Source organism: Sphingomonas sp. 28-62-20 (assembly GCF_002281505.1).
Genome location: NZ_NCGH01000002.1, coordinates 162,940 through 183,402 on the forward strand (window position 1 = coordinate 162,940; position 20,463 = coordinate 183,402).

The 20,463-nt window shown below is 61.0% G+C and carries 16 protein-coding genes; 8 read left to right on the forward strand and 8 right to left on the reverse strand.

What is annotated here, in order from left to right:
- The 4 genes from B7Y43_RS02155 (at nucleotide 1) to B7Y43_RS02170 (ending at nucleotide 3,262) form a co-directional block, all read left to right on the forward strand.
- Entirely contained in the window at nucleotides 1–699 is a 699-nt protein-coding gene (locus tag B7Y43_RS02155; protein WP_374129963.1) for a hypothetical protein, read from the forward strand.
- Between the two features lie 82 nt (nucleotides 700–781).
- Nucleotides 782–2,557: a cation:proton antiporter gene (locus tag B7Y43_RS02160; protein WP_374129964.1), complete on the forward strand. Its 1,776-nt coding sequence runs from the start codon at nucleotides 782–784 to the stop codon at nucleotides 2,555–2,557.
- Between the two features lie 77 nt (nucleotides 2,558–2,634).
- On the forward strand, nucleotides 2,635–2,790 hold the full coding sequence (locus B7Y43_RS02165; protein WP_374129965.1) for a hypothetical protein: 156 nt from the start codon (nucleotides 2,635–2,637) through the stop codon (nucleotides 2,788–2,790).
- Between the two features lie 73 nt (nucleotides 2,791–2,863).
- Nucleotides 2,864–3,262: a nuclear transport factor 2 family protein gene (locus B7Y43_RS02170; protein WP_374129966.1), complete on the forward strand. Its 399-nt coding sequence runs from the start codon at nucleotides 2,864–2,866 to the stop codon at nucleotides 3,260–3,262.
- Between the two features lie 13 nt (nucleotides 3,263–3,275).
- On the opposite strand, the gene alaS is transcribed toward B7Y43_RS02170, so the two are convergent.
- Complete coding sequence (alaS, locus tag B7Y43_RS02175) at nucleotides 3,276–5,933, reverse strand: alanine--tRNA ligase (protein ID WP_374129967.1); 2,658 nt, start codon at nucleotides 5,931–5,933, stop codon at nucleotides 3,276–3,278.
- Nucleotides 5,934–6,171: 238 nt separating this feature from the next.
- Between alaS and B7Y43_RS02180 the strand changes: the two genes are divergently transcribed.
- Nucleotides 6,172–6,798 (forward strand): PilZ domain-containing protein, encoded by a 627-nt coding sequence (locus B7Y43_RS02180; protein ID WP_374129968.1) that lies wholly within the window; start codon nucleotides 6,172–6,174, stop codon nucleotides 6,796–6,798.
- Between the two features lie 161 nt (nucleotides 6,799–6,959).
- Here the strand turns inward: B7Y43_RS02180 and B7Y43_RS02185 are convergent, their stop codons facing one another.
- Nucleotides 6,960–8,210, reverse strand: coding sequence for a Xaa-Pro peptidase family protein (locus B7Y43_RS02185; protein WP_374129969.1), 1,251 nt, complete (start codon nucleotides 8,208–8,210; stop codon nucleotides 6,960–6,962).
- A gap of 146 nt (nucleotides 8,211–8,356) precedes the next feature.
- Between B7Y43_RS02185 and B7Y43_RS02190 the strand changes: the two genes are divergently transcribed.
- Complete coding sequence (locus tag B7Y43_RS02190) at nucleotides 8,357–9,718, forward strand: dicarboxylate/amino acid:cation symporter (RefSeq protein WP_374129970.1); 1,362 nt, start codon at nucleotides 8,357–8,359, stop codon at nucleotides 9,716–9,718.
- 57 nt (nucleotides 9,719–9,775) lie between these two features.
- Here the strand turns inward: B7Y43_RS02190 and B7Y43_RS02195 are convergent, their stop codons facing one another.
- Together B7Y43_RS02195 and recA are read right to left on the reverse strand one after the other, a co-directional pair.
- Entirely contained in the window at nucleotides 9,776–10,402 is a 627-nt protein-coding gene (locus B7Y43_RS02195; protein ID WP_374129971.1) for a glutathione S-transferase family protein, read from the reverse strand.
- 233 nt (nucleotides 10,403–10,635) lie between these two features.
- Nucleotides 10,636–11,727 carry a recombinase RecA gene (recA, locus tag B7Y43_RS02200; RefSeq protein WP_374129972.1) on the reverse strand — a complete coding sequence of 364 codons (1,092 nt, stop codon included), beginning with the start codon at nucleotides 11,725–11,727 and terminating at the stop codon, nucleotides 10,636–10,638.
- A 151-nt stretch (nucleotides 11,728–11,878) separates the two neighbouring features.
- Here recA and B7Y43_RS02205 point away from each other — a divergent pair, with 151 nt between their 5' ends.
- A complete protein-coding gene (locus tag B7Y43_RS02205) occupies nucleotides 11,879–12,892 on the forward strand; it encodes an adenosine deaminase family protein (RefSeq protein WP_374129973.1) in 1,014 nt (337 codons plus the stop codon).
- A complete protein-coding gene (locus B7Y43_RS02210; protein WP_374129974.1) occupies nucleotides 12,892–13,407 on the forward strand; it encodes a phosphoribosyltransferase in 516 nt (171 codons plus the stop codon). Before B7Y43_RS02205 ends, B7Y43_RS02210 begins: the two co-directional genes overlap by 1 nt.
- Nucleotides 13,408–13,419: 12 nt before the next feature.
- Here the strand turns inward: B7Y43_RS02210 and B7Y43_RS02215 are convergent, their stop codons facing one another.
- The 4 genes from B7Y43_RS02215 to B7Y43_RS02230 form a co-directional block, all read right to left on the reverse strand.
- Nucleotides 13,420–13,770 (reverse strand): response regulator, encoded by a 351-nt coding sequence (locus B7Y43_RS02215; protein WP_374129975.1) that lies wholly within the window; start codon nucleotides 13,768–13,770, stop codon nucleotides 13,420–13,422.
- Nucleotides 13,771–13,810: 40 nt separating this feature from the next.
- Complete coding sequence (locus B7Y43_RS02220; protein ID WP_374129976.1) at nucleotides 13,811–16,204, reverse strand: response regulator; 2,394 nt, start codon at nucleotides 16,202–16,204, stop codon at nucleotides 13,811–13,813.
- 37 nt (nucleotides 16,205–16,241) lie between these two features.
- Complete coding sequence (locus B7Y43_RS02225; protein ID WP_374129977.1) at nucleotides 16,242–18,317, reverse strand: M13 family metallopeptidase; 2,076 nt, start codon at nucleotides 18,315–18,317, stop codon at nucleotides 16,242–16,244.
- Nucleotides 18,318–18,390: 73 nt separating this feature from the next.
- A complete protein-coding gene (locus B7Y43_RS02230) occupies nucleotides 18,391–20,448 on the reverse strand; it encodes a M13 family metallopeptidase (protein ID WP_374129978.1) in 2,058 nt (685 codons plus the stop codon).
- Nucleotides 20,449–20,463 lie beyond the last annotated feature (15 nt).

Sequence of the window (20,463 nt, forward strand, 5' to 3'; positions counted from 1 at the left end):
GTGGCGGGCGCGCGATCTCGCTGGCTGCTCGCCCTTGCAGCGCCAGCGATCGCCGCCAGCGCACCTCAACCGTCTGACGACCTTGCATTCCCTTTTCATCGTCAGATTGGCGGGCATCATATTTCCGCTGAGTTCCCGATCCCATCGGCGATGGATGCGGTGCTTGCGCGGGCAGACCAACGGCTCAGCACGTCGGCCATTGCAGTACCCGGCCTAGGCAGCCGAATTTTCCTCACCAATGGCGGCTGGCGCTGGCGCGCGCTCGCAAAAGCAAGTGTCAGCGCGTTTGCGATCTCGCGGCCCGGTTCGGAATTGGTGATCGTCAACCGCAGCGACATGGTCCGGGACCTCGCCTTCAACGGGCGCAGGATTGGCGGGGTCCGGCCGCTCTCCCAAGTCATTGCCCATGAGATGGCGCATGGCCTGCTCCGTCGCCATTTCGGCCTTGCTGCTGCGCAGGCAGCGCCTGCCTGGAAAGTAGAGGGCTATTGCGATTTTGTTGCCGGCGGCGGCAGCCTTAGCGATGCAGAAGCGGCAAGGCTGATCGCTGCGGGCACTGATCATCCAGCGCTGCCTTATTATCTCGGCCGCAAACGCGTTGAAGCGATTCTGGCGCGCAATGGCGGCTCAGTCGATGCGCTGTTCGCAAACGACGATCCAGTTATCCACGAGCCGAAGCCGCAAAGGCCTGCAACATAGTTTTCCCCCGCCAATTGGGGTTTCAGCTATCCTCAATCCGCCATGGGCTGACAAAGCGCATCGTGGCAGGCTAGATGCCGTCATGACCATCGCTCTCGACAGTCACGGTTTTTCAGACGCGCTCGTCATTCTGGGGGCCGCAGGGCTTGTCATCCCGGCATTCGCCCGCGCGAAAATCAGCCCGGTGATCGGATTCATTCTGGTCGGCGTACTGGTTGGCCCCTTCGGCCTGGGCGCACTGGTCGGCAAAATGCCCTGGTTGCGGCATGTCACCATTTCTGATGCCGATGCGATCGAACCGTTTGCCGAATTCGGTATCACATTGCTGCTCTTTTCGATCGGGCTCGAACTTTCGCTAAAGCGGCTATGGAGCATGCGTCAGTTGGTTTTCGGCACCGGAGCGGCTGAGCTGATCGCATCCGGCATGATTATTGGCGTCGGGGCACATCTCTTTGGCGTGCCTTGGTCGAGTGCTCTGGCCCTGGGTTTTGCGCTTGCCTTGTCATCGACAGCGTTGGTCCTCCCGATTGCAGGCACCACCAGCGGAGTGGGCCGCGCGGCTTTTGCGATGCTGTTGTTCGAAGATCTGGCGCTGGTGCCGATCATCTTTGCGCTGGCTGCCCTTGCCCCGCATGGCTCCAATGATCCTTTGGCGATTGTCTGGATTCTTGCCCTGGGCCTGGTGACCATCGCGCTGATGTTTATCGGCGGGCGGGTCATCCTGCCGCGCCTGTTCGCGCAGGCGGCGCGCACCAAAAGTCCCGAATTGTTCCTGGCAGCGTCGCTGCTCGTCGTAATCGTGGCCAGCCTGGCCACGACGGCCGTCGGCCTTTCACCCATTGTCGGCGCGCTGCTCGCCGGGCTGCTGATCGCAGAGACCGATTACCGTAGCGAGGTCGAAGTGATGACGGCGCCGTTTAACGGTCTGGCGCTCGGCGTGTTTCTGATCACCGTGGGGATGAGCATCGATCTTCGATCGATCCTGGCCGGCTGGCCAGAGCTGTTGCTCGCGATTGTCGCAGTCGTTTCTGTGAAAGCGCTGGTTACTTTTGGGCTGTTGCGCTGGGCCGGTATCCGCGGCGGCATTGCCGCAGAGACCGGCTTGCTGATGGGCAGTCCGTCAGAGACTACATTGATTGTATTGGGTGCTGCTGCGCAGGCGCAGCTCATCAAGCCCGATTTTGCCAATTTCTGGGAAACTGTAACCGCGCTTGGGTTGACGCTCACGCCCCTGCTCGCTTGGATCGGCAGACAGGCTGCGCGTCGGATCGAACGCCGCACCGATGGCGATCCGCTGGGCATTACCATCCCGGCAGAGGGGCCTGGCACGGTGATCATTGGCTTTGGCCGGGTAGGCAGAATGGTCGCGGAAATGCTCCGCGCCCATCAACAGCCCTTTGTCGCGGTAGAAGCCGATATCGATACCGTTATCGCTGCCCGGGCAGAAGGTTATCCAATGATCTTCGGCGATGTCGCACGGACGGAATTGGTCGATCGGCTCAATCTTGGCCGCGCAAAGGCGTTGATTTTGACGATGGACGATCCTGTACTCACGGTCCGGCTGACCAAACGGGTCCGCAATTGGGTGCCTGATCTGACCATTGTTGCCCGCGCCCGCGATGTCGACCACGCCGCAGAACTCTATCGCGCAGGCGTAACCGATGCAGTGCCGGAAACGCTCGAGAGCTCGCTGCAGCTATCAGAAGCCGTGCTGACTGATCTTGGCGTTGCCGTCGGCCCTGTGATCGCATCGATTCATGAAAAGCGCGATGCATTGCGCAAAGAGATTAAGGGCGCTGCGGGGCTGATGCGCGAGCCACGCTTTCGTCGATTACGCGACAGCGATCATCCGGCGTGAGGGCAGAATCATCCTGCCCACGCGATTCACTACCCCTGTGCAGCCGGACTTAACCCCAAAAGCGCATTGATTTGCGCATGATGATCAAAGCCCTTGCTGCGCTTACGCTCATTCTGCTGGCGGTCGATTACGCCCTCACCGGCTGCAGCTATAGCGCGGCGACTATGGCAAGCATCGGTCATCTCGGTCATTGGCTGGCCGATTCTGCCCGTAATTCGATCTTCTCGCGCTGAAAGAATGCCGCCGGTTGCGCCCAGGGCCTTTACCTGACGTCAACCAAGCATCAGTATCCCGCAATTAATGGATATGAACGACGACGCCCGCGAAATTTTGTCGATAATCGAGCAATTCTGGCGTGCCCTGGATGCGCTGGAAGCAGACAAAGCGCGTGCGTTGACCGCGCCCGATATGATGATCATTGATGCGTTTGCCCCGTTCCAGTGGGCGGGGGCGAACAGTTTTGATCGCTGGGTAGAAGCGCTCTGGGCCTATTGCACCAAGCATGATTTTTCGATGAACCACACGACACTGCGCGCCCCGTCCCGCTTCACGCTTGTTAGCGATCAAGCCTATGTGGTCTGCCCAGCAATGATGGCTACGGCGCGCGGCGATGAGTTAATGTCGCAACAGGGGGTCATTGTTACCACGCTGCGCAGCGTTGACGGCAAATGGCGAATCACGGCGCTGGTTTGGGCCGGGCAATAGCTTAGCGACCTGATCAGGCCGTCGTTGTCTCCGCCATCAGGGCGTTTTTGACGGCAGTGATGGCATCAGCCGCCCGCCCGCCTTCGGGGCCACCGCCCTGCGCCATGTCAGGTCGCCCGCCGCCGCCCTGCCCGCCCAGTTCGGCAACCGCAATCCGCAGCAAATCAACCGCATTATAATTGGCGACCAGATCGTCACTGATCCCGACCGCGACAGAGGCACGCCCCTCATTCACCGCGACAATCATCACGATGCCCGACCCAATTCGGGTCTTCACATCGTCAACTGCGCCGCGCAAACCCTTGGGGTCGAGCCCGTCGACGACCTGACCGGCAAAGTTCATGCCCCCCACCGTTTCGGGCCCGGCTGGTGCAGCGCCAGCGCCGCCACCCAGCGCCAATGCCTTTTTCGCTTCGGCAAGCTCACGTTCAAGCCGCCGGCGATCGTCAACCAGGGCAGCGACCCGCATCGGCACCTCGTCAGGTGACGCCTTGAGCACACTCGCCGTCTCGCGCAGTTTCTCATCGCGATCAGCGAGCCAAAGCCGTGCGGCCTCGCCTGTCAGCGCCTCGATCCGGCGGATACCGCTCGACACAGCGCCCTCGGCGACAATTTTGAACAAGGCGATATCGCCTAGCGCCGATACATGGGTGCCGCCACACAGCTCGACCGAATAGGGTGCGTCCGCTTCTGTTCCCATCGCAAGCACGCGCACTTCATCGCCGTATTTCTCACCAAAAAGCGCCATTGCCCCCGCCGCAATCGCATCTTCTGGCGTCATCAACCGGGTAGTGACCGGGCCATTGCCCCTGATCTGACGGTTCACATCGGCTTCGATATCGGCAATCTCAGCGGCACTCAGCGCGCTTGGATGCGAGAAATCGAAGCGAAAGCGATCGGCCGCCACCAGGCTGCCCTTTTGGGAGACATGCCCGCCAAGCCGCGTGCGCAACGCTGCATGCAACAAGTGCGTTGCAGAATGATTGGCGCGAATCTGCGCGCGCCGCGCGACGTCAATTGCCAGGTGGACGGTATCGCCCTGCACGATTTCGCCAGCCGTGATCAGCGCCTGATGCGCGTGCAACCGGCCGACTGCCTTGCTGGTATCCCGCACGCTCGCGCGCAAACCGCCATCGGTGCTAATCACGCCAGCATCGCCCATCTGGCCGCCGCTTTCGGCATAAAAGGGCGTCTGATTGGTCAACACGACCACTTCGCCGGGGCCAGCGCGATCAACCCGAACGCCGTCCTTCAACAACGCGATAACGGTACCGTCACCGACATCGCTGGTATAGCCCGTGAACTCAGTACCGCCCGCCTCCTCGGCAATGTCAAACCAGACTTCATCGGAGGCGCGCTCGCCCGATCCCTTCCAGGCGGCGCGGGCGGCGCGCTTTTGTTCGGCCATCGCCGTATCAAATCCGGCACGATCGACACCAAATCCCTGCGATCGAAGCGCATCCTCGGTCAGATCATACGGGAAGCCAAATGTGTCATATAGCTTGAACGCCGTTTCTCCGGCGAGTGTTGCGCCCGGCGCCATGCCTGCCGTCGCCTCGTCGAGCAGCTTCAGCCCGTTGGTCAGCGTCTGGCGAAAACGCGTTTCCTCCTGCGCCAGCGTTGCCTCAATCAACGGCTGCGCGCGCAGCAGCTCCGGATAGGCAGCGCCCATTTCCGCGACGAGCGCTGGGACCAGCCGATGCATCAACGGGTCCTTGGCACCCAATAGATGGGCATGGCGCATCGCACGCCGCATGATTCGCCGCAGCACGTAACCGCGCCCCTCATTGGCGGGCAGCACGCCGTCTGCCACCAGAAAGCCGCTGGTGCGCAGATGATCGGCGATGATCCGGTGGCTCGCCTGGGTTTCCGCGGTAGACGGCGTTTGCGTCAGCGCACTGGATGCAGCGATCAGTGCCTTGAATGTATCGGTATCATAATTGTCGTGCACACCCTGCAGCACGGCGGCGATGCGCTCCAGCCCCATGCCGGTATCAATCGATGGGCGCGGCAACGGCGTCCGCTCGCCACCGGCGGCCTGCTCGAACTGCATGAAGACCAGATTCCAGATTTCTACAAAGCGGTCGCCATCCTCATCCGGACTGCCCGGCGGGCCGCCAGGAATATGGTCGCCATGGTCGTAAAAAATCTCGGAACATGGCCCGCACGGCCCGGTATCGCCCATCGACCAAAAATTATCGTTGGTGGCGATCCGGATGATCCGGCTTTCCGGCAGCCCGGCGATCTTGCGCCACAGATCAAAGGCTTCATCATCGGTGTGATAGACGGTCACCGTCAGCCGATCGGGATCAATGCCCCATTCGCGGGTGATCAAATTCCAGGCGAGCGAGATTGCGCGTTCTTTGAAATAATCACCGAACGAGAAATTACCGAGCATTTCAAAGAACGTATGGTGCCGCGCCGTATAGCCGACATTGTCCAAATCATTGTGCTTGCCGCCCGCGCGCACACATTTCTGCGATGAGCTCGCCGTGAGATAGGGCCGTGATTCAAGCCCGGTGAAGACGTTCTTGAAAGGCACCATGCCGGCATTGACGAACATTAACGTCGGATCATTATGCGGCACGAGCGGCGCGGAAGGCACGCGAGCATGCCCCTCACCGGCAAAATAATCCAGGAAGCTGCGGCGGATGTCGTTGGTCGATGTCATGCCGCTGATCTAGGGCGACGCGCGGCCACGCTCAAGCAAAACACGGCGCGCACATCAAACATCGCGATCACGGTGACGAAAGCCCCCGCGCGTCTTCACGCCTCCCCGTCCAGAAACGATGGAAAAAACATGTTTTTTGTAATCCCTTAATACTCGCCCGTTAGAATGCACCTTAACGACCCGACCCGCCTGACCAACCCGATCGTTCGACCGACATGACGAGGAGATTGACACCGACATGACAATTGCCGCGACGATGGAGCTGGACAATCGCCGTGGCTATATTGAGCGCCGGGGTGGTGCGCGTCATATTTCGGTCTTTCGGGTCGGTCGGCTCGTTTCGACAGGGCCGGATCAACTCTGTGTGGTCCGAAATCTCTCCGCAAGCGGTGCGATGATCGAGGTGAACCGGGTGCCCGCAGTAGGCGACCGGGTCCAGATTGATTTGCGGTCAGACCGATGCTTCTGGGCCACCGTCCGCTGGGCACGGCGGCGCGAGGCCGGGGTTCAGTTTGAAATGCCAATCGATGTCGATGCGGTATTGCGCGAAGAACGTCAGTCGATTCGCCGCCGTCATCCCCGTGCCCCCCGTTTCCAACGCGCAGGGAATGCCAGAATTATCAGCGGGCGCGGCACCATCGAAGGGGCAATTGCCAATATCTCAATCGTCGGGGTTGCCGTCGTGACCCCGGAAATATTCGCGCGGGACGAACCCGTTGTCGTCGCGGTTGACGGGCTTGGCGCAACGCATGCCTTTGTCCGGTGGAGCCTGGACGGCGAAATCGGCCTTCGGCTTTCATCGCCACTATCCTACCGGGCACTTGCCGATTGGCTGGATGACCAAGCGGCCATCGGCGACCCGTAACTATTTCCAAACTACCGCGATTGGCTTGGGCATCCGTTGCTGCACCAATCCTCTCCCGTGACCGCTGGGCGTTATTCGGCGATAAGTATCTCCCCGATGCCCACGGCACCACAAAGTGCTGGCACGGCGACAGCGCAGCTCTGGCCACGCCTCTCGCCTTATCATCCAAACGGCATGTCGATGCTTTTCGGGGGTTCGCTGAACCAGACTGGTCCGGTCGTGCTCATATGGAAGCAGTCTTCCAGCCGGACGCCGAATTTGCCGGGCAAGTAGATCCCGGGCTCGTTCGAAAAGCACATCCCTGCCGCCAGCGGGGTCGTCTCGCCATGCACGAGATTGACGGGTTCGTGCCCATCCATCCCGATCCCATGACCGGTCCGATGTGACAGGCCGGGCAGCTTATAGCCCGGTCCATAACCCTGCGCCTCATAATAGCGACGCACCGCATCGTCGACACTGCCTGCCGGCACCCCGATCTGTGCGGCCGCGCGCGCCACTTGCTGCCCTTTGGCGACATGGTCCCACACCGCGCGCTGCTCGGCAGACGCTGTGCCATGCACGAATGTCCGCGAAATGTCAGATTGATAGCCATGAACGCTGCAACCGCAGTCCATCAGCACCACTTGCCCATCGGCCACGATTTGCGGTGCCAGGCTGCCATGCGGGTAAGCAGCGGCCTCGCCGATCAGCACCAGAGCGAATTCGGGATCACCGCCCAATTTTCGGGTCGCCGCCGTCATCAGCGCGCCGATCTGCGCTGGCGTCATGCCCTTTTCGATCCGCGGGTAGGTCCAGCGATAAGCAGCAACCGTCACGTCACTGGCGGCCTGCAACAATGCAATTTCAGCGGGCGTCTTGATCATCCGGCAGCCCCTGACGACCGGATTGGCGGAAACGATTCGCGCCTTTGGCAAAGCTTGCCGCAATTTATCGACCGCGAAATAGCGCACAGTTTCCTCAATGCCGACCGGCAAGCCGGCGAGTCCCCGCGCGCGCAACAACGCAGCGATCAGGGCAAGCGGGTCCTCATCTTCCTGCCAGACCTTGACAGTGGCCGTCACCGCTAGCGTTTGGCGAACCGACGGTTCTTCGAAAAACGGCGTGACGACACAAGGGTCGCCCTCGACCGGCACCAGCGCCGCCGTCAGCCGTTCGCTGCGGCGCCATTCAACGCCCGTGAAATAGGTCAGGCTCGCGCCGGGTTCGATCAGCACTGCACCGATACCCGCTGCCTTCATCAGCGCTTGCGCGCGGGCAATCCGCGCCTGGCGCTCAGCAGGGGTGATCGGCTGCACATTGCCCGTCAGATTGGTGAGTCCGACAAGGTCGGGTTCAGCCGCGCGCAGCAGGCCTGCTGTCCCAATCAGCGGCAAAGCCGTGGCTGCTCCCAGCAACTGGCGCCGACTAATCATGGCAACACAAGGGCACGCGGCACGATGCAAAATAGGTGCTGAATCATCGCGGCTATTCCCCCTTCAATTCGATGCTGCTTCATAGGGCGCTTGACCCACGCGCCACAATGCCCTTCGCTGGTGCCAGAATTTTCGGGGAGGTTCCTTTGGCCAAGCGCCTGACGCTTTACATCATGATCGGCCTAGTTTTGGGGTTATTGCTAGGTACTGCGATCAATTACGGCGTAGAATCGATCCGCACATTTCTCTCGCTGCTTGCGAGTTGGGGCTGGATCGATCCGCCAGAGGCCGCACCTGCATTGCTCAAGGACATTGCTGGCGGCTTCTCAATCATCACGACGATTTTCCTGCGGCTGATCAAGATGATCATCGCGCCACTGGTGTTTTCCACATTGGTCGTCGGCATCGCCCATATGGGCGACACTGCGTCGCTCGGGCGGATTGGCGCGCGGACAATGGGGTGGTTCGTTACCGCGTCACTGATTTCGCTCAGCCTGGGGCTGCTCCTGTTCCACGGGATCGAATTCGTGATTGATGCCGTTGCGCCCGGCACAGGCTTTGGCTTTTCGCTGCCGGCACCCGACGCGACGGTCGGCCTCGACAAGGCGGCGTTCGACTTGTCGAAATGGATCACCCATGTCGTGCCATCGTCAATCGTCGATGCGATGGCGACCAATGAGATTATCCAGATCGTAGTGTTTTCGGTGTTCGCCGGCGTCGCGTTGCTGGCGATTGGCGAACGGGGCGCACCAATCGTGAAGGGTGCAGAAGCGCTGGCGGCAATGATGCTGCAGATCACCGATTATGTGATGCGGATCGCACCGCTGGCGGTGTTTGCCGCGATCACGGCCACCATTACTGTTAACGGATTGGGCATCATCGTCACGCTGGGGCTGTTTGTGGGCAGCTTCTATATCGGGCTGGCGGTGCTGTGGCTGTTGCTGTTCGGTGCTGCTTTCGCGTTTATCGGCCGACGGGCATTTTCGCTGATCCGCTATATTCGCGAACCTATCCTCCTGGCCTTTTCCACCGCGTCATCCGAGGCAGCTTATCCCCGTACACTGGAGGCGCTTGATCGGTTCGGGGTGCCGCCCCGGATCGCAAGCTTTGTGTTGCCGCTGGGCTATTCGTTCAACCTTGACGGCTCGATGATGTACATGACCTTTGCGACATTGTTCATCGCCCGAGTTTACGGCATCGATTTGTCGATCGGCACCCAGATCATCATGCTGCTGGTCCTGATGGTCACGTCAAAGGGCATTGCCGGCGTGCCGCGCGCATCGCTGGTCGTGATCGCAGCGGTGATGGGTCAGTTTGGCATTCCGGAGGCAGGGCTGTTGCTGATCCTGCCAGTCGATCAGTTCCTCGACATGGGGCGGTCGGGCACCAATGTCGTCGGCAATGCGGTTGCCACCGCCGTAGTGGCGAAGTGGGAGGGTGCGCTGGACGAACCCGAACCACCGGAGATTGAGCCGCCCCATGCGCCTGCGCATCGCGCCACGACCTAGCGACGCCGCCATCTCCTTCGGGAAGGCCGTCAGGCCGTTGGCGTCATGCCCTAGGCATCACGCAAAGGCATAGGGACCGCCCTTGGCGAGTGCGGTCTGATAGCCCGGGCGGGCGTGGATCTTGGCAAGCCAGGCGGTGGTCGCCGGTCGCGACGGGCCGAGACCCGCCCGTGATCGCGCTGCTTCAAGCGGAAAGCTCATCATGATATCGGCTGCGCTGATTTCGTCGCCGGCAAACCAGGGCCGGGAAGCAAGTTCGGCCTCAAGATAATCAAGATGGACATCGAACATCGGCACCAGGCGCTTGAGCACTGCCTTGCCAAATAGCGGAATACGTCCCGCCACCAGCATCGCGAAGAGCGGCGGCATCATCGAGCCCTCGGCATAATGGATGAACTGGCGATAGCGCAGCACCGATTCGCGGTGCGCGCCCGGTCCAAGCCGGCCATCCGCTTTTTCGACCAGATATTCGACGATGGCCCCCGTTTCAGCGATGACGACACCGTCATCCTCAATCACCGGTGATTTGCCGAGCGGATGGATCAGCTTCAGCTCGGGCGGTGCCAGCATTGTCTTCTTATCACGCGCATAATGCCTGATCTCATAGGGTAGACCAATTTCTTCGAGCATCCATAGGATGCGCTGCGACCGCGAATTTTCGAGATGGTGGACGATGATCGTCATAACATGGCCTCCTGAACGCCGGTGACGCTAGCCGATCGCGGCACGAAGTCGAGCGCTTCGCGCGTTGTCGTCTCCCGATCTTCGAACAAAGGTGGGGAATTTGCGGGTCACCGACACTGCCGCAACGGCCCGCCCGACATGCCAGCGCCCAAAACATGAAAGGCCCGCCGACATGGGCGGGCCTTTCCAGTTATTGCAGCGCTAGTCCGTGCAGGAATACGCCGCCGGGAAGCTTACATCTCGTCATCATCTTCCGGTTCGGCACCGACCATCATTTCCTCGGCAACCTTGTCGGTGCGGGTCCGGATCGCCTTTTCGAGCCGATCCGCCATCTCGCTATGCTCGCTCAAATAGGTCTTGGCGTTTTCGCGGCCTTGGCCGATCCGGACGCTGTCATAAGAGAACCATGCGCCCGATTTCTCGACCAGCCCGGCCTTGACGCCGAGATCGAGAATTTCGCCGATTTTCGAAATGCCCTGGCCATACATGATATCGAATTCGACCTGCTTGAACGGCGGCGCGACCTTGTTCTTGACCACTTTCACCCGGGTGGTGTTGCCAACGATATCCTCGCGGTCCTTGATCTGGCCGGTGCGGCGAATGTCGAGCCGAACCGAGGCGTAGAATTTCAGGGCATTCCCACCCGTCGTGGTTTCCGGGTTGCCGTACATCACGCCGATCTTCATGCGCAGCTGGTTGATGAAGATCACCATGCAACGCGACCGACTGATCGACCCGGTCAACTTACGCAGCGATTGCGACATCAGCCGCGCCTGCAGGCCGACATGGCTATCGCCCATCTCGCCCTCAATTTCAGCGCGCGGCACGAGAGCCGCAACCGAATCGACCACCAGCACGTCAATGGCATTGGAACGCACCAAGGTGTCAACGATCTCGAGCGCTTGCTCGCCGGTATCGGGCTGCGACACGATCAGTTCGTCGATGTTAACGCCCAGTTTTTTGGCATAGACCGGGTCAAGCGCATGTTCGGCATCGACAAACGCCGCCGTGCCGCCATTTTTCTGCGCTTCGGCGATGACGTGAAGCGCCAGCGTGGTCTTGCCCGAGCTTTCCGGCCCATAGATTTCGATGACCCGACCGCGCGGCAACCCGCCAACGCCAAGCGCGATGTCCAGCCCAAGCGAGCCGGTCGAAATCGCCTCAACCTGCATCGTCTCCTTCGAGCCGAGCCGCATGGCCGAGCCTTTACCAAAGGCCCGATCAATCTGCGCGAGCGCAGCGTCGAGCGCCTTTTGCCGCTCAGCGGCCGCCTTGTCCGTGGATACCGCCATTTTGTTGTCGATGACCTTCAATTGTGCTGCCATTGGAAGCCTCCGTCGCTAGACTGAACATGCCGGTTGGGCAATGCGCTCAGTCTTTGTACACATAATGTTCTACAGGAACAAGGGGTGAACGAAAATTTCCTTCACCGCTTTCCCGGCTTGCCCTGTCGAGCCGGTTTCGCGATGGTGGCGCATGATCGATCACCCTGACTTCATCGCCGGTCTGCCTAAGGCAGAACTTCATTTGCATATTGAAGGCAGCCTTGAACCCGAACTGATGATGGCGCTTGCGCAGCGCAATCGCATCACCACTCCCTTCGCAACGGTTGAGGAAGTGCGGGCAGCCTATAATTTCTCACGGCTGCAGGATTTCCTGGATATTTATTATGCCGGGGCGGACGTGCTGCGCACCGAACAGGATTTCCACGATCTGGCGCTCGCCTATTTCGATCGGGCAGCCGAAGACGGGGTCGTCCATGCAGAAATCTTCTTTGATCCGCAGACGCACACGGATCGCGGCATTCCGTTTCAAGTGGTGGCAGACGGCCTGCTCGCCGGCATGGCCGCGGCGCAAGCCAGGCATGGGCTAACGGCACAACTCATTCTTTGCTTCCTCCGCCATCTCGACGAGGACGCTGCCTTTACGACGCTAAAGGCCGCCGAGCCATGGCTCGATCGGATCACTGGCGTCGGGCTCGATTCGTCAGAAATTGGTCACCCGCCAGAAAAATTTGCGCGCGTCTTTGCCGCGGCCGGCGACATGGGGCTGAAACGCGTTGCCCATGCCGGTGAGGAGGGCCCACCCGATTATGTGTGGCAGGCGCTCGACCTGCTCGATATCGATCGCCTCGATCATGGCAATCGCGCGCTTGAAGACCCGATACTCACCGCAAGGCTGGCGAGGGAAGGCATGACGCTCACCGTCTGCCCGCTGTCCAATCTAAAGCTCTGCGTAGTGCCAGACATGGCAGCCCATCCGATTGATCGAATGTTGAAGGTCGGCCTTAGGGCGACGATCAATTCAGACGATCCGGCCTATTTCGGCGGCTATATCGCTGACAATTATCGTGCTGCCGCCACTGGGCGCGACCTCTCCCTCGCTGATCTTACGCTGCTCGCGCGCAATTCCTTCCTGGGGTCGTTCCTGCCGCTAGACGCGGTCTCCATGCACCTCGCCCGGCTTGATGCCTATGTGGATGCCGCCTGATGCCAATTTTCACCCCGATCCTGCAGGAACAGTTTGTCGCCCATGTCCTGGCGCTCGCCGATCAGATCGGCGCGGATAGCTGGGCACCATCCTACCTCATCGGCATTGGGCGTGGCGGGCTTGTACCGGCCACTTTTCTTAGCCACGCCACGGGATTGCCCATGCTGTCGGTCGATTATTCGAGCCAAGTCGAAGAATTTGCAGAAGGGGCGCTCGCCCGGCTGGCTGCGCGGACCCAGGGTGGTGATAAGCTACTGTTCGTCGATGACATCAATGACACTGGCGGCACAATCGGCCGGTTGCGCACGATCCTGGCCGAACAGGGGGCGGTTGCCGGCAGCATTCGCTTCGCGACGCTGATCGACAATGTCCGGTCGGCACAGCGGGTGGAGTATCACGCCGAGACGATTGACCGCGCGATCACCAAAGACTGGTTCGTCTTTCCGTGGGAAGCCGTCGCGCCACAATCCAAGCTGGCCGATGATGCAGCCGCCGTGCCAGAACGGACGGCGTGAGCCTCCGCTTGATCAGGCGAACTGGGCAATCGCCGCTTCAACGTCATCCATTGTAAACGGCTTGGACAGCATCGGCCGATCGCGAAACCGCTCGGCAACGTCTTGGATACCGCCCCCACTTGCGACAACAAAAGGGATTCCGGCTGCGGCCAGGGCATCGGCGATCGGCCAGCTGGTCTCGCCGCCGCGCAGGTTCACGTCCAAGATTGCCGCACCAATGCCGCCGACAGCAACCGCGGCCAACCCGTCTGCAACAGAATCAACCGGGCCGATTACTTGCTTGCCGAGCAATTCGAGAAAATCCTCGAGCATCATTGCAATCAGTGATTCGTCTTCGACAATCAAAATGGTGTTGGCGGGCATAAGGCGCGCTTAGAGCCCAGATAGCGCACGCCGCCAAGCGTCATTTCACCGCCAGCGCATCGCGCGCTGCCTCGGCAAGCTGCTTTACCGAGAATGGCTTGGCGATAAAGGCGACATTGTCGAGGTCGATCGATTTGCGCAACTGTTCTTCGGCATAGCCGGACATGAACAAAATCGGCAGATCTGGATAGCGCTTTCGGGCATGGCGCACCATTGTCGGACCGTCCATCATGGGCATCACGACGTCTGAAATCAGCAGATCGGGGCGCTGGTGCGTGGCGAGCAGCTCAAGTGCAGCCTCGCCATGTTCCGCGGTCAACACGGTATAGCCTTGTCGGGTCAGCGCACGCTCAGCGACCGCGCGCACCATGTCTTCATCTTCGACGATCAGGATCGTCCCGCTGCCCCACAATTCGCCTTCCTTGGCCTTGGGTGCGGCAGGGATTGGCTTGGCGGTAGCCGCGGCGGTGTGGACGGGCAAATAGATGGTGAACTCCGCCCCTTTGCCTGGCCGGGAATCCGCAAAAATATAGCCGCCCGATTGTTTGACGATGCCATAGACCGTCGACAGCCCCAGCCCGGTACCCTTGCCGACTTCCTTGGTGGTGAAGAAGGGCTCGAAGATCTTGGACAAGATCTCAGGCGGAATACCCGTACCGGTATCGGAGATTTTGATCGCTGTATAATCGGCGACCGGCAGGATATCCGATTCCATTTTGCGCACATCGGCAGCGGGCACCGCCAGCGTCTGGATCGTCAGCGTGCCGCCGCCCTGCCCGCTCTTGGCCAGCATCGCATCGCGCGCGTTGACGGCCAGGTTCATCACCACTTGTTCAAGCTGGCCGGGATCGGCGCGCACTGGCCCCAGATTGCGGCCATGCTTTACCGTCAGCGTCACCGTTTCCCCCAGCAACCGCTTGAGCAGGTTTGAGACTTCGGAGATCACATCGGGCAGCTGCAATATCTGCGGACGGAGCGTCTGCTGGCGCGAAAAGGCGAGCAATTGCCGCGTCAGGCTGGCGGCGCGGTTCGAATTGGCGCGGATCTGCTGGATATCGTCATAATCGCTATCGCCCGGCGAATGGCGCATCAGCATCAAGTCGCAATGGCCGATAATCGCGGTGAGGATATTGTTGAAATCATGCGCAACCCCGCCGGCGAGCTGGCCTACAGCCTGCATCTTGGTCGCCTGCGCCACTTCACGCTTCAGCCGGTTTTCCTCGCCATTGTCCTTCAAGCTGAGCAGCACCGCCGCCTCACCCAACCCGCGCGCGCCAGCAATCGATAGGGCGACGGGCTCATCGGGCCGATCGCGCAGCCGCACCGCCATATCGGCACTATGCGTTGCTCCACCTGCAAAGCGGCGGACGGCATCGGCCACGGCAGCCTTGTCTTCTCGCACGACGAGATCGCCGGGATAGAGCGGCGGCGCGGCGGGATCGACATCGGCAGCGCGGACAAACGCATCGTTCATCTGCAGGAAGCGCCCCTCGCGATCGATCAGCGCGATCCCGAATGGCATCAGCGACACCAGGCTGCGGACATGCGCCGATGCATTGGCGCCGATCGCAGGCCCGGTCGTCTCCTCCTCGTCAAGCAGCGCCACAAGCAAAGGCGCATCATCGCCCTCGATAAACGGGATTTGTACCACGCGCAGCGGCGTGCTGGTCATCCCTTCGCGCTCGAAACGGACCATTCCCTGGCCATCAGTGATCAGGAAGCGGGCGAAATCGCGGCCAGCAATCGCGCCTTCCTCATGCCCCATCGCCCGCACCCGAAACACCCGGTTTGCAGCGCGAATTCGGCCATCGGCGGTGATCAGCGCGGTCATGATCCCGGCCGTCGCCAGCCGATTGCCGACCGTACCACCGATCATCGCCTCAACCGTCGCAGCGAGATCAGCCCCTTGCGCCCCGGCAAAGCGCCAGACGAGCATATCCTCCGCCTCACCCGCCCGCTCGATCGATGCAGCGATCGGCCCGGCGTCGATCATCAGGCGATCAAGACCTGCGACACCGTCTCGCCACGCGGCACGGCCGGCGCTGGCGAGCGCAGCAATCTGCGTTTCCCCAACCGGCAGATTGGGCGGCGTCGGGAAGCCGCCAAAGACGATCTGATAGCGATTATTGGCGCAGATCAAGCGGCCAGCGCGATCCGTGACCGCCACCGCGTCGCTGCTCGCCTCCGCCAGCGCGCGGGCGACCGACCAGTCGGTTTCGGCTGGTGCCGTGGCAGTCGGTGCAATCATTGCCCGAATGCCGATGACGATGCCGAATAGGACGATCGCGCCGCCCAGAAAGCCCGCCGCAATCACTGGATCGCCAATCGCGCCCAGCACCACGACCGCCGCCGTCAGGCCACAGAGCAACGCCAGCAGCGCCGCCATTCGGGCGGGGCGACGGATCGACGCGGACGGTGCAGAAAGGCTGGCCATGCCCCCTTTTGGCCCCGTCCGCGCGACCGTCAAGCGGCTACCAGATGCGGACGCGATCTTCGGGCTTCAACACCAGCTTCTGGCCGTCCTTTGGCGCAAAGGCAGCGTACCAGGGATCGAGATTACGGACGATCCAGGCGCGTTGTTCGCCAGGCGCGTGGGGATCGGTCAGCAGCCGATTCCGCAGATCAGCCTCGCGGTGCTTACGCCGCCACACTTGCGCATAGCCGAGATAGAATCGCTGATCCCCGGTGAGCCCATCAATCACCGGTGCGGGCTTGCCGCCAAGCGAGGTGTGATAGGCATCGATCGCCGCCGACAGACCGGCCAGATCGGCAGTATTCTCGCCCAGCGTCAGTCCGCCCTTCACGTGGAAGCCCGGCAGCGGTTCATAGGCATCGAACTGCGCAACCAATTTGGCGGTGCGCGCCTTGAAGGCGGCGATATCGGCATCGGTCCACCACTGGGTCAGCCGCCCCTTGGCATCGAACTTCGATCCCTGATCGTCGAAATGATGGCTCATTTCATGCCCGATCACCGCACCAATCCCGCCGTAATTCACCGCCGGATCGGCCTTTGGATCAAAGAAAGGCGGCTGCAGGATCGCGGCCGGGAAGGTAATCGCCACCAAGGTCGGGTTGGCCTGGGCATTCACCGTCATCGGCGCCAGGCCCCATTCCCAGCGATAAATCGGCTTGCCCAGCTTGTTCTTGTTATAGCGATCCGCCCATTGGTTCGCGCGGAGCTTGTTGCCGAACGCATCGCCGGGCGTGATCACCAACGCCGAATAATCGCGCCATTTATCGGGATAACCGATCCGCGGCACAAAGGCGGCGAGCTTTGCATGCGCCTTCACCTTGGTTTCAGCGGACATCCATTCAAGATTGTCGAGCCGCACATTCATTGCCGCGATGACGTTCTTGACGAGCAGATCCATCGCCGCCTTGGTTGCGGGCGGGAAATAGCGCGCGACATAGATTTTCGACACATCATCGGTGATCGCCCCCGATGTCCAATTCACCGCGCGCTTCCAGCGCGCCTGCTGTTCAGGCGTGCCGCCTAGCACGGTGCCGTACATCGCAAAGCGTGCCTCATCGAACTTCTTGGGCAGCACATCGGCAAAGGCGTCGAGCGAGCGGATCAGCAATTGATCCTTGAGCACGGCGAGCGGCGTCGCCTGGATCAGTGCCGCTATCTTGGTAATCGCGGTTGGCTGGCCGACGATCACTGTTTTTACAGGCGTGCCGACCCCCTTGAAATAGCCGGCAAAATCAAAGCCGGGCGCCATTTTCTGCAGATCGGCAACCTCCATCTTGTTATAGGTCTTGTCGGCATCGCGGCTTTCGATCCGCGTCCAATGCGCCTTGGCAATCCCCGTTTCGAATTCGACGACAGCCTTGGCCCGCGCCGCCGCATTGCCCTCCCCCGCCAGCGTGAACATCTGCGCGATATAGGCCTGATAGGCGGTGCGCGCGGCGACCAGCTTGGCATCGTCGCTGAGATAATAATCGCGGTCCGGCAGCCCCAGCCCGGCCTGACGCAGGCTGACGGTATAGGCATCGGGGTTCTTGGCATCTTGCGACACGCCGCTGCCAAACGGCACGCTGACGCCATTATGATCCGCCTGCGCCACCAACGCGGCATAGCCCGTCTTTGATTTCAGCGCCTTGATCGTGCCAAGCCAGGGTTTGATCGGCGCCAGCCCCTTGGCCTCAATCGCTTTGGTGTCGAGATAGGCGGCATAAGCGGCACCGATCTTTGACTTCGGCTTTTTCATCGCCTCTTCAAGCAACCCGCGCGTCCGCTTTTGCGAAACGTCCTGCAGGATATCGAACGAGCTAAAGCTGGCCTTGTCCGCTGGAATTTCGGTATTCTTTGCCCAGGTGCCGTTGGCAAAGCCAAAGAAATCATCCCCCGGCTGCACGCCCGCGTCCATGCCAGCGGTATCAAAGCCAAAGCTGCCATATTGCGGACGCTCAGCACTGGCGGGGGGCACGATATGCATATTGGGGGCCGCATGCTGCGCATCGGCTTGCGCAAAGGTAACCCCGGCAAGCGTGGCGGTGCCCATGGCAAGGGTAGAAACGACGGCGATCAATCGAAGCGGACGCATGACAAACTCCCCAAGTCCATTTTATTATGTCGAGAAAAAGGGGGCGGCACCCTGCGGCACCGCCCCCAAAAAATCACCAAATCCGAATGCGGTCCGCCGGTGCCAGATAGGTCTTGTCCCCCGGCTTGGCCCCGAATGCCGCGTACCAGGCATCGAGGTTGCGGACCGTGGCTGTGCGCAGCGGTCCCGGCGAGTGCGGATCGGACAGCAATTGTGAGCGCAGCGCGGGTTCGCGGAACTTGATGCGCCACACCTGCGCCCAGCCGAGATAGAAGCGCTGATCGCCCGTCAGCCCGCCGATCACTGGAGCAGGTTTGCCGTTCAGCGAGCGATGATAGGCATCGAGCGCGACCGTGAGTCCCGCCAGATCGGCGATATTTTCACCCAGGGTCAGCCCGCCCTGCACATGCTGGCCGGGGATCGGCTCATAGGCGTCATATTGCTTCACGAGCTTGTCGGTGAAGCTGGCGAACTTCTTCACATCCTCATCGGTCCACCAATCGGCGAGCTTGCCGGTCGGATCGTATTTGCGGCCCTGATCATCAAAATGATGGCTGATCTCATGCCCGATCACAGCACCAATGCCGCCATAATTGACCGCCGGATCGGCCTTCGCATCAAAGAAAGGCGGCTGCAGGATCGCCGCCGGGAACACGATTTCGTTCATCGGCGGGTTGGCATAGGCGTTGATCGTCATCGGCGTCATGAACCATTCGGTCCGGTCGATCGGTTTACCGAGTTTCGCCAGATCGCGGCTATACTCGAAAGAGTTCGACGCCGCGACATTCGCCACCAGATCGCCGGGCACGATCTTCAGCGCCGAATAATCGCGCCACTGGCTGGGATAGCCGATCTTGGCAGTGAACGACGCGAGCTTGGTGCGCGCCTTCACCTTGGTTTCGGGGGCCATCCATTCGAGCTTGTCGATCCGCTCGCCCATCGCGGCGACGACGTTCTTCACCAGTTCGTCAGCCTTGGCCTTTGATTCCGCCGGAAAATAGCGGGCAACATATTCCTTGCCGATTTCCTCGCCCAGCCCGCCGCTGACCACGGCCACGCCGCGCTTCCAGCGATCGCGCTGCTGCGGCTGGCCCGACAATATCTTGCCGTAAAAGGCGAACACGGCATCATCGAAGCTCTTGGGCAGATAGCCGGCATAGCTGCGCACCAGCCGAAGCATCGCATAATCTTGCAGCACCGATACCGGGGTTTCGGCGAACACCTTTGCCTCGCCCGTCACCGCGCTTGGTTGGGCGACGAGGAAGGTCTTCTGGTCGCCGACGCCTAGCGTCTCGCGCATTTCGGCCCAGGGGTAGCCGGGGGCTTTGGCGGCAAAATCACCGGCGGACCATTTGTTATAGGTCTTGTCCGCATCGCGCGATTCGATGCGCGTCCAGTGAACGGTCGCCAGGTTTTTTTCGAACGCGAACACGGCGGCGGCGCGCGCCTCGGCATCGCCCTCCCCCAACATCGTCAGCATCTTGACGAGATAGGCCTGATATTCGGTGCGAATCCCTGCGAGCTTGGCATCGTCCTTCAGATAATAATCGCGGTCTGGCAGGCTGATCCCGCTCTGGCCGACATTGACGATGTAATTCTCCGGTGCCTTGTCATCCTGCCCTACGCTGACGCCGAACATGCCACCGACGCCGTAGCGCTGCAGCTTTGCCATTTCCACGGCGAGGGCGGTCTTGTCGGTCGCGCCCTTGATCGCGGCGAGCCATGGCTTGATCGGCGCGGTGCCGCGCGCTTCGATCGCGGCCTGATCCATGAAGCTCGCGTAGAAATCGCCGATCTTGCTGCCGGGCTTGGCAGCGGCGGCTTCCAGGATCACGCGGGTCTGCTCGAGCGAACGGTCCTGCAATTTGTTGAACATGCCGTACGCAGCGCGATCGGCCGGAATCTCGGTCTTGGTGTACCAGGTGCCACCGGCATAGGCGGCAAAGTCATCGCCCGGCTTTACGCTGGGGTCCATCCCGTCGAGGTCGATCCCGAAAGTGCCGAGTTCAGCGCCTGTTTTGGCAGCAACTTCAGTGGCGGGTGCGGCAGGTTCGGACGCGTCGCGGGCAAAGGCGGCGCCGGTCAACGCGACGGTGGCGAGGAGCGAAGAAACGAGAATCGACTTCCGCATGGAGCATCCTTGATC

Coding starts and splice junctions, on each gene's coding strand:
- B7Y43_RS02160 (WP_374129964.1), top strand. CDS start 782: ATGACCATCGCTCTCGACAGTCACGGTTTTTCAGACGCGCTCGTCATT.
- B7Y43_RS02165 (WP_374129965.1), top strand. CDS start 2,635: ATGATGATCAAAGCCCTTGCTGCGCTTACGCTCATTCTGCTGGCGGTC.
- B7Y43_RS02170 (WP_374129966.1), top strand. CDS start 2,864: ATGAACGACGACGCCCGCGAAATTTTGTCGATAATCGAGCAATTCTGG.
- alaS (WP_374129967.1), bottom strand. CDS start 5,933: ATGACATCGACCAACGACATCCGCCGCAGCTTCCTGGATTATTTTGCC.
- B7Y43_RS02180 (WP_374129968.1), top strand. CDS start 6,172: ATGACAATTGCCGCGACGATGGAGCTGGACAATCGCCGTGGCTATATT.
- B7Y43_RS02185 (WP_374129969.1), bottom strand. CDS start 8,210: ATGATTAGTCGGCGCCAGTTGCTGGGAGCAGCCACGGCTTTGCCGCTG.
- B7Y43_RS02195 (WP_374129971.1), bottom strand. CDS start 10,402: ATGACGATCATCGTCCACCATCTCGAAAATTCGCGGTCGCAGCGCATC.
- recA (WP_374129972.1), bottom strand. CDS start 11,727: ATGGCAGCACAATTGAAGGTCATCGACAACAAAATGGCGGTATCCACG.
- B7Y43_RS02205 (WP_374129973.1), top strand. CDS start 11,879: ATGATCGATCACCCTGACTTCATCGCCGGTCTGCCTAAGGCAGAACTT.
- B7Y43_RS02210 (WP_374129974.1), top strand. CDS start 12,892: ATGCCAATTTTCACCCCGATCCTGCAGGAACAGTTTGTCGCCCATGTC.
- B7Y43_RS02215 (WP_374129975.1), bottom strand. CDS start 13,770: ATGCCCGCCAACACCATTTTGATTGTCGAAGACGAATCACTGATTGCA.
- B7Y43_RS02220 (WP_374129976.1), bottom strand. CDS start 16,204: ATGGCCAGCCTTTCTGCACCGTCCGCGTCGATCCGTCGCCCCGCCCGA.
- B7Y43_RS02225 (WP_374129977.1), bottom strand. CDS start 18,317: ATGCGTCCGCTTCGATTGATCGCCGTCGTTTCTACCCTTGCCATGGGC.
- B7Y43_RS02230 (WP_374129978.1), bottom strand. CDS start 20,448: ATGCGGAAGTCGATTCTCGTTTCTTCGCTCCTCGCCACCGTCGCGTTG.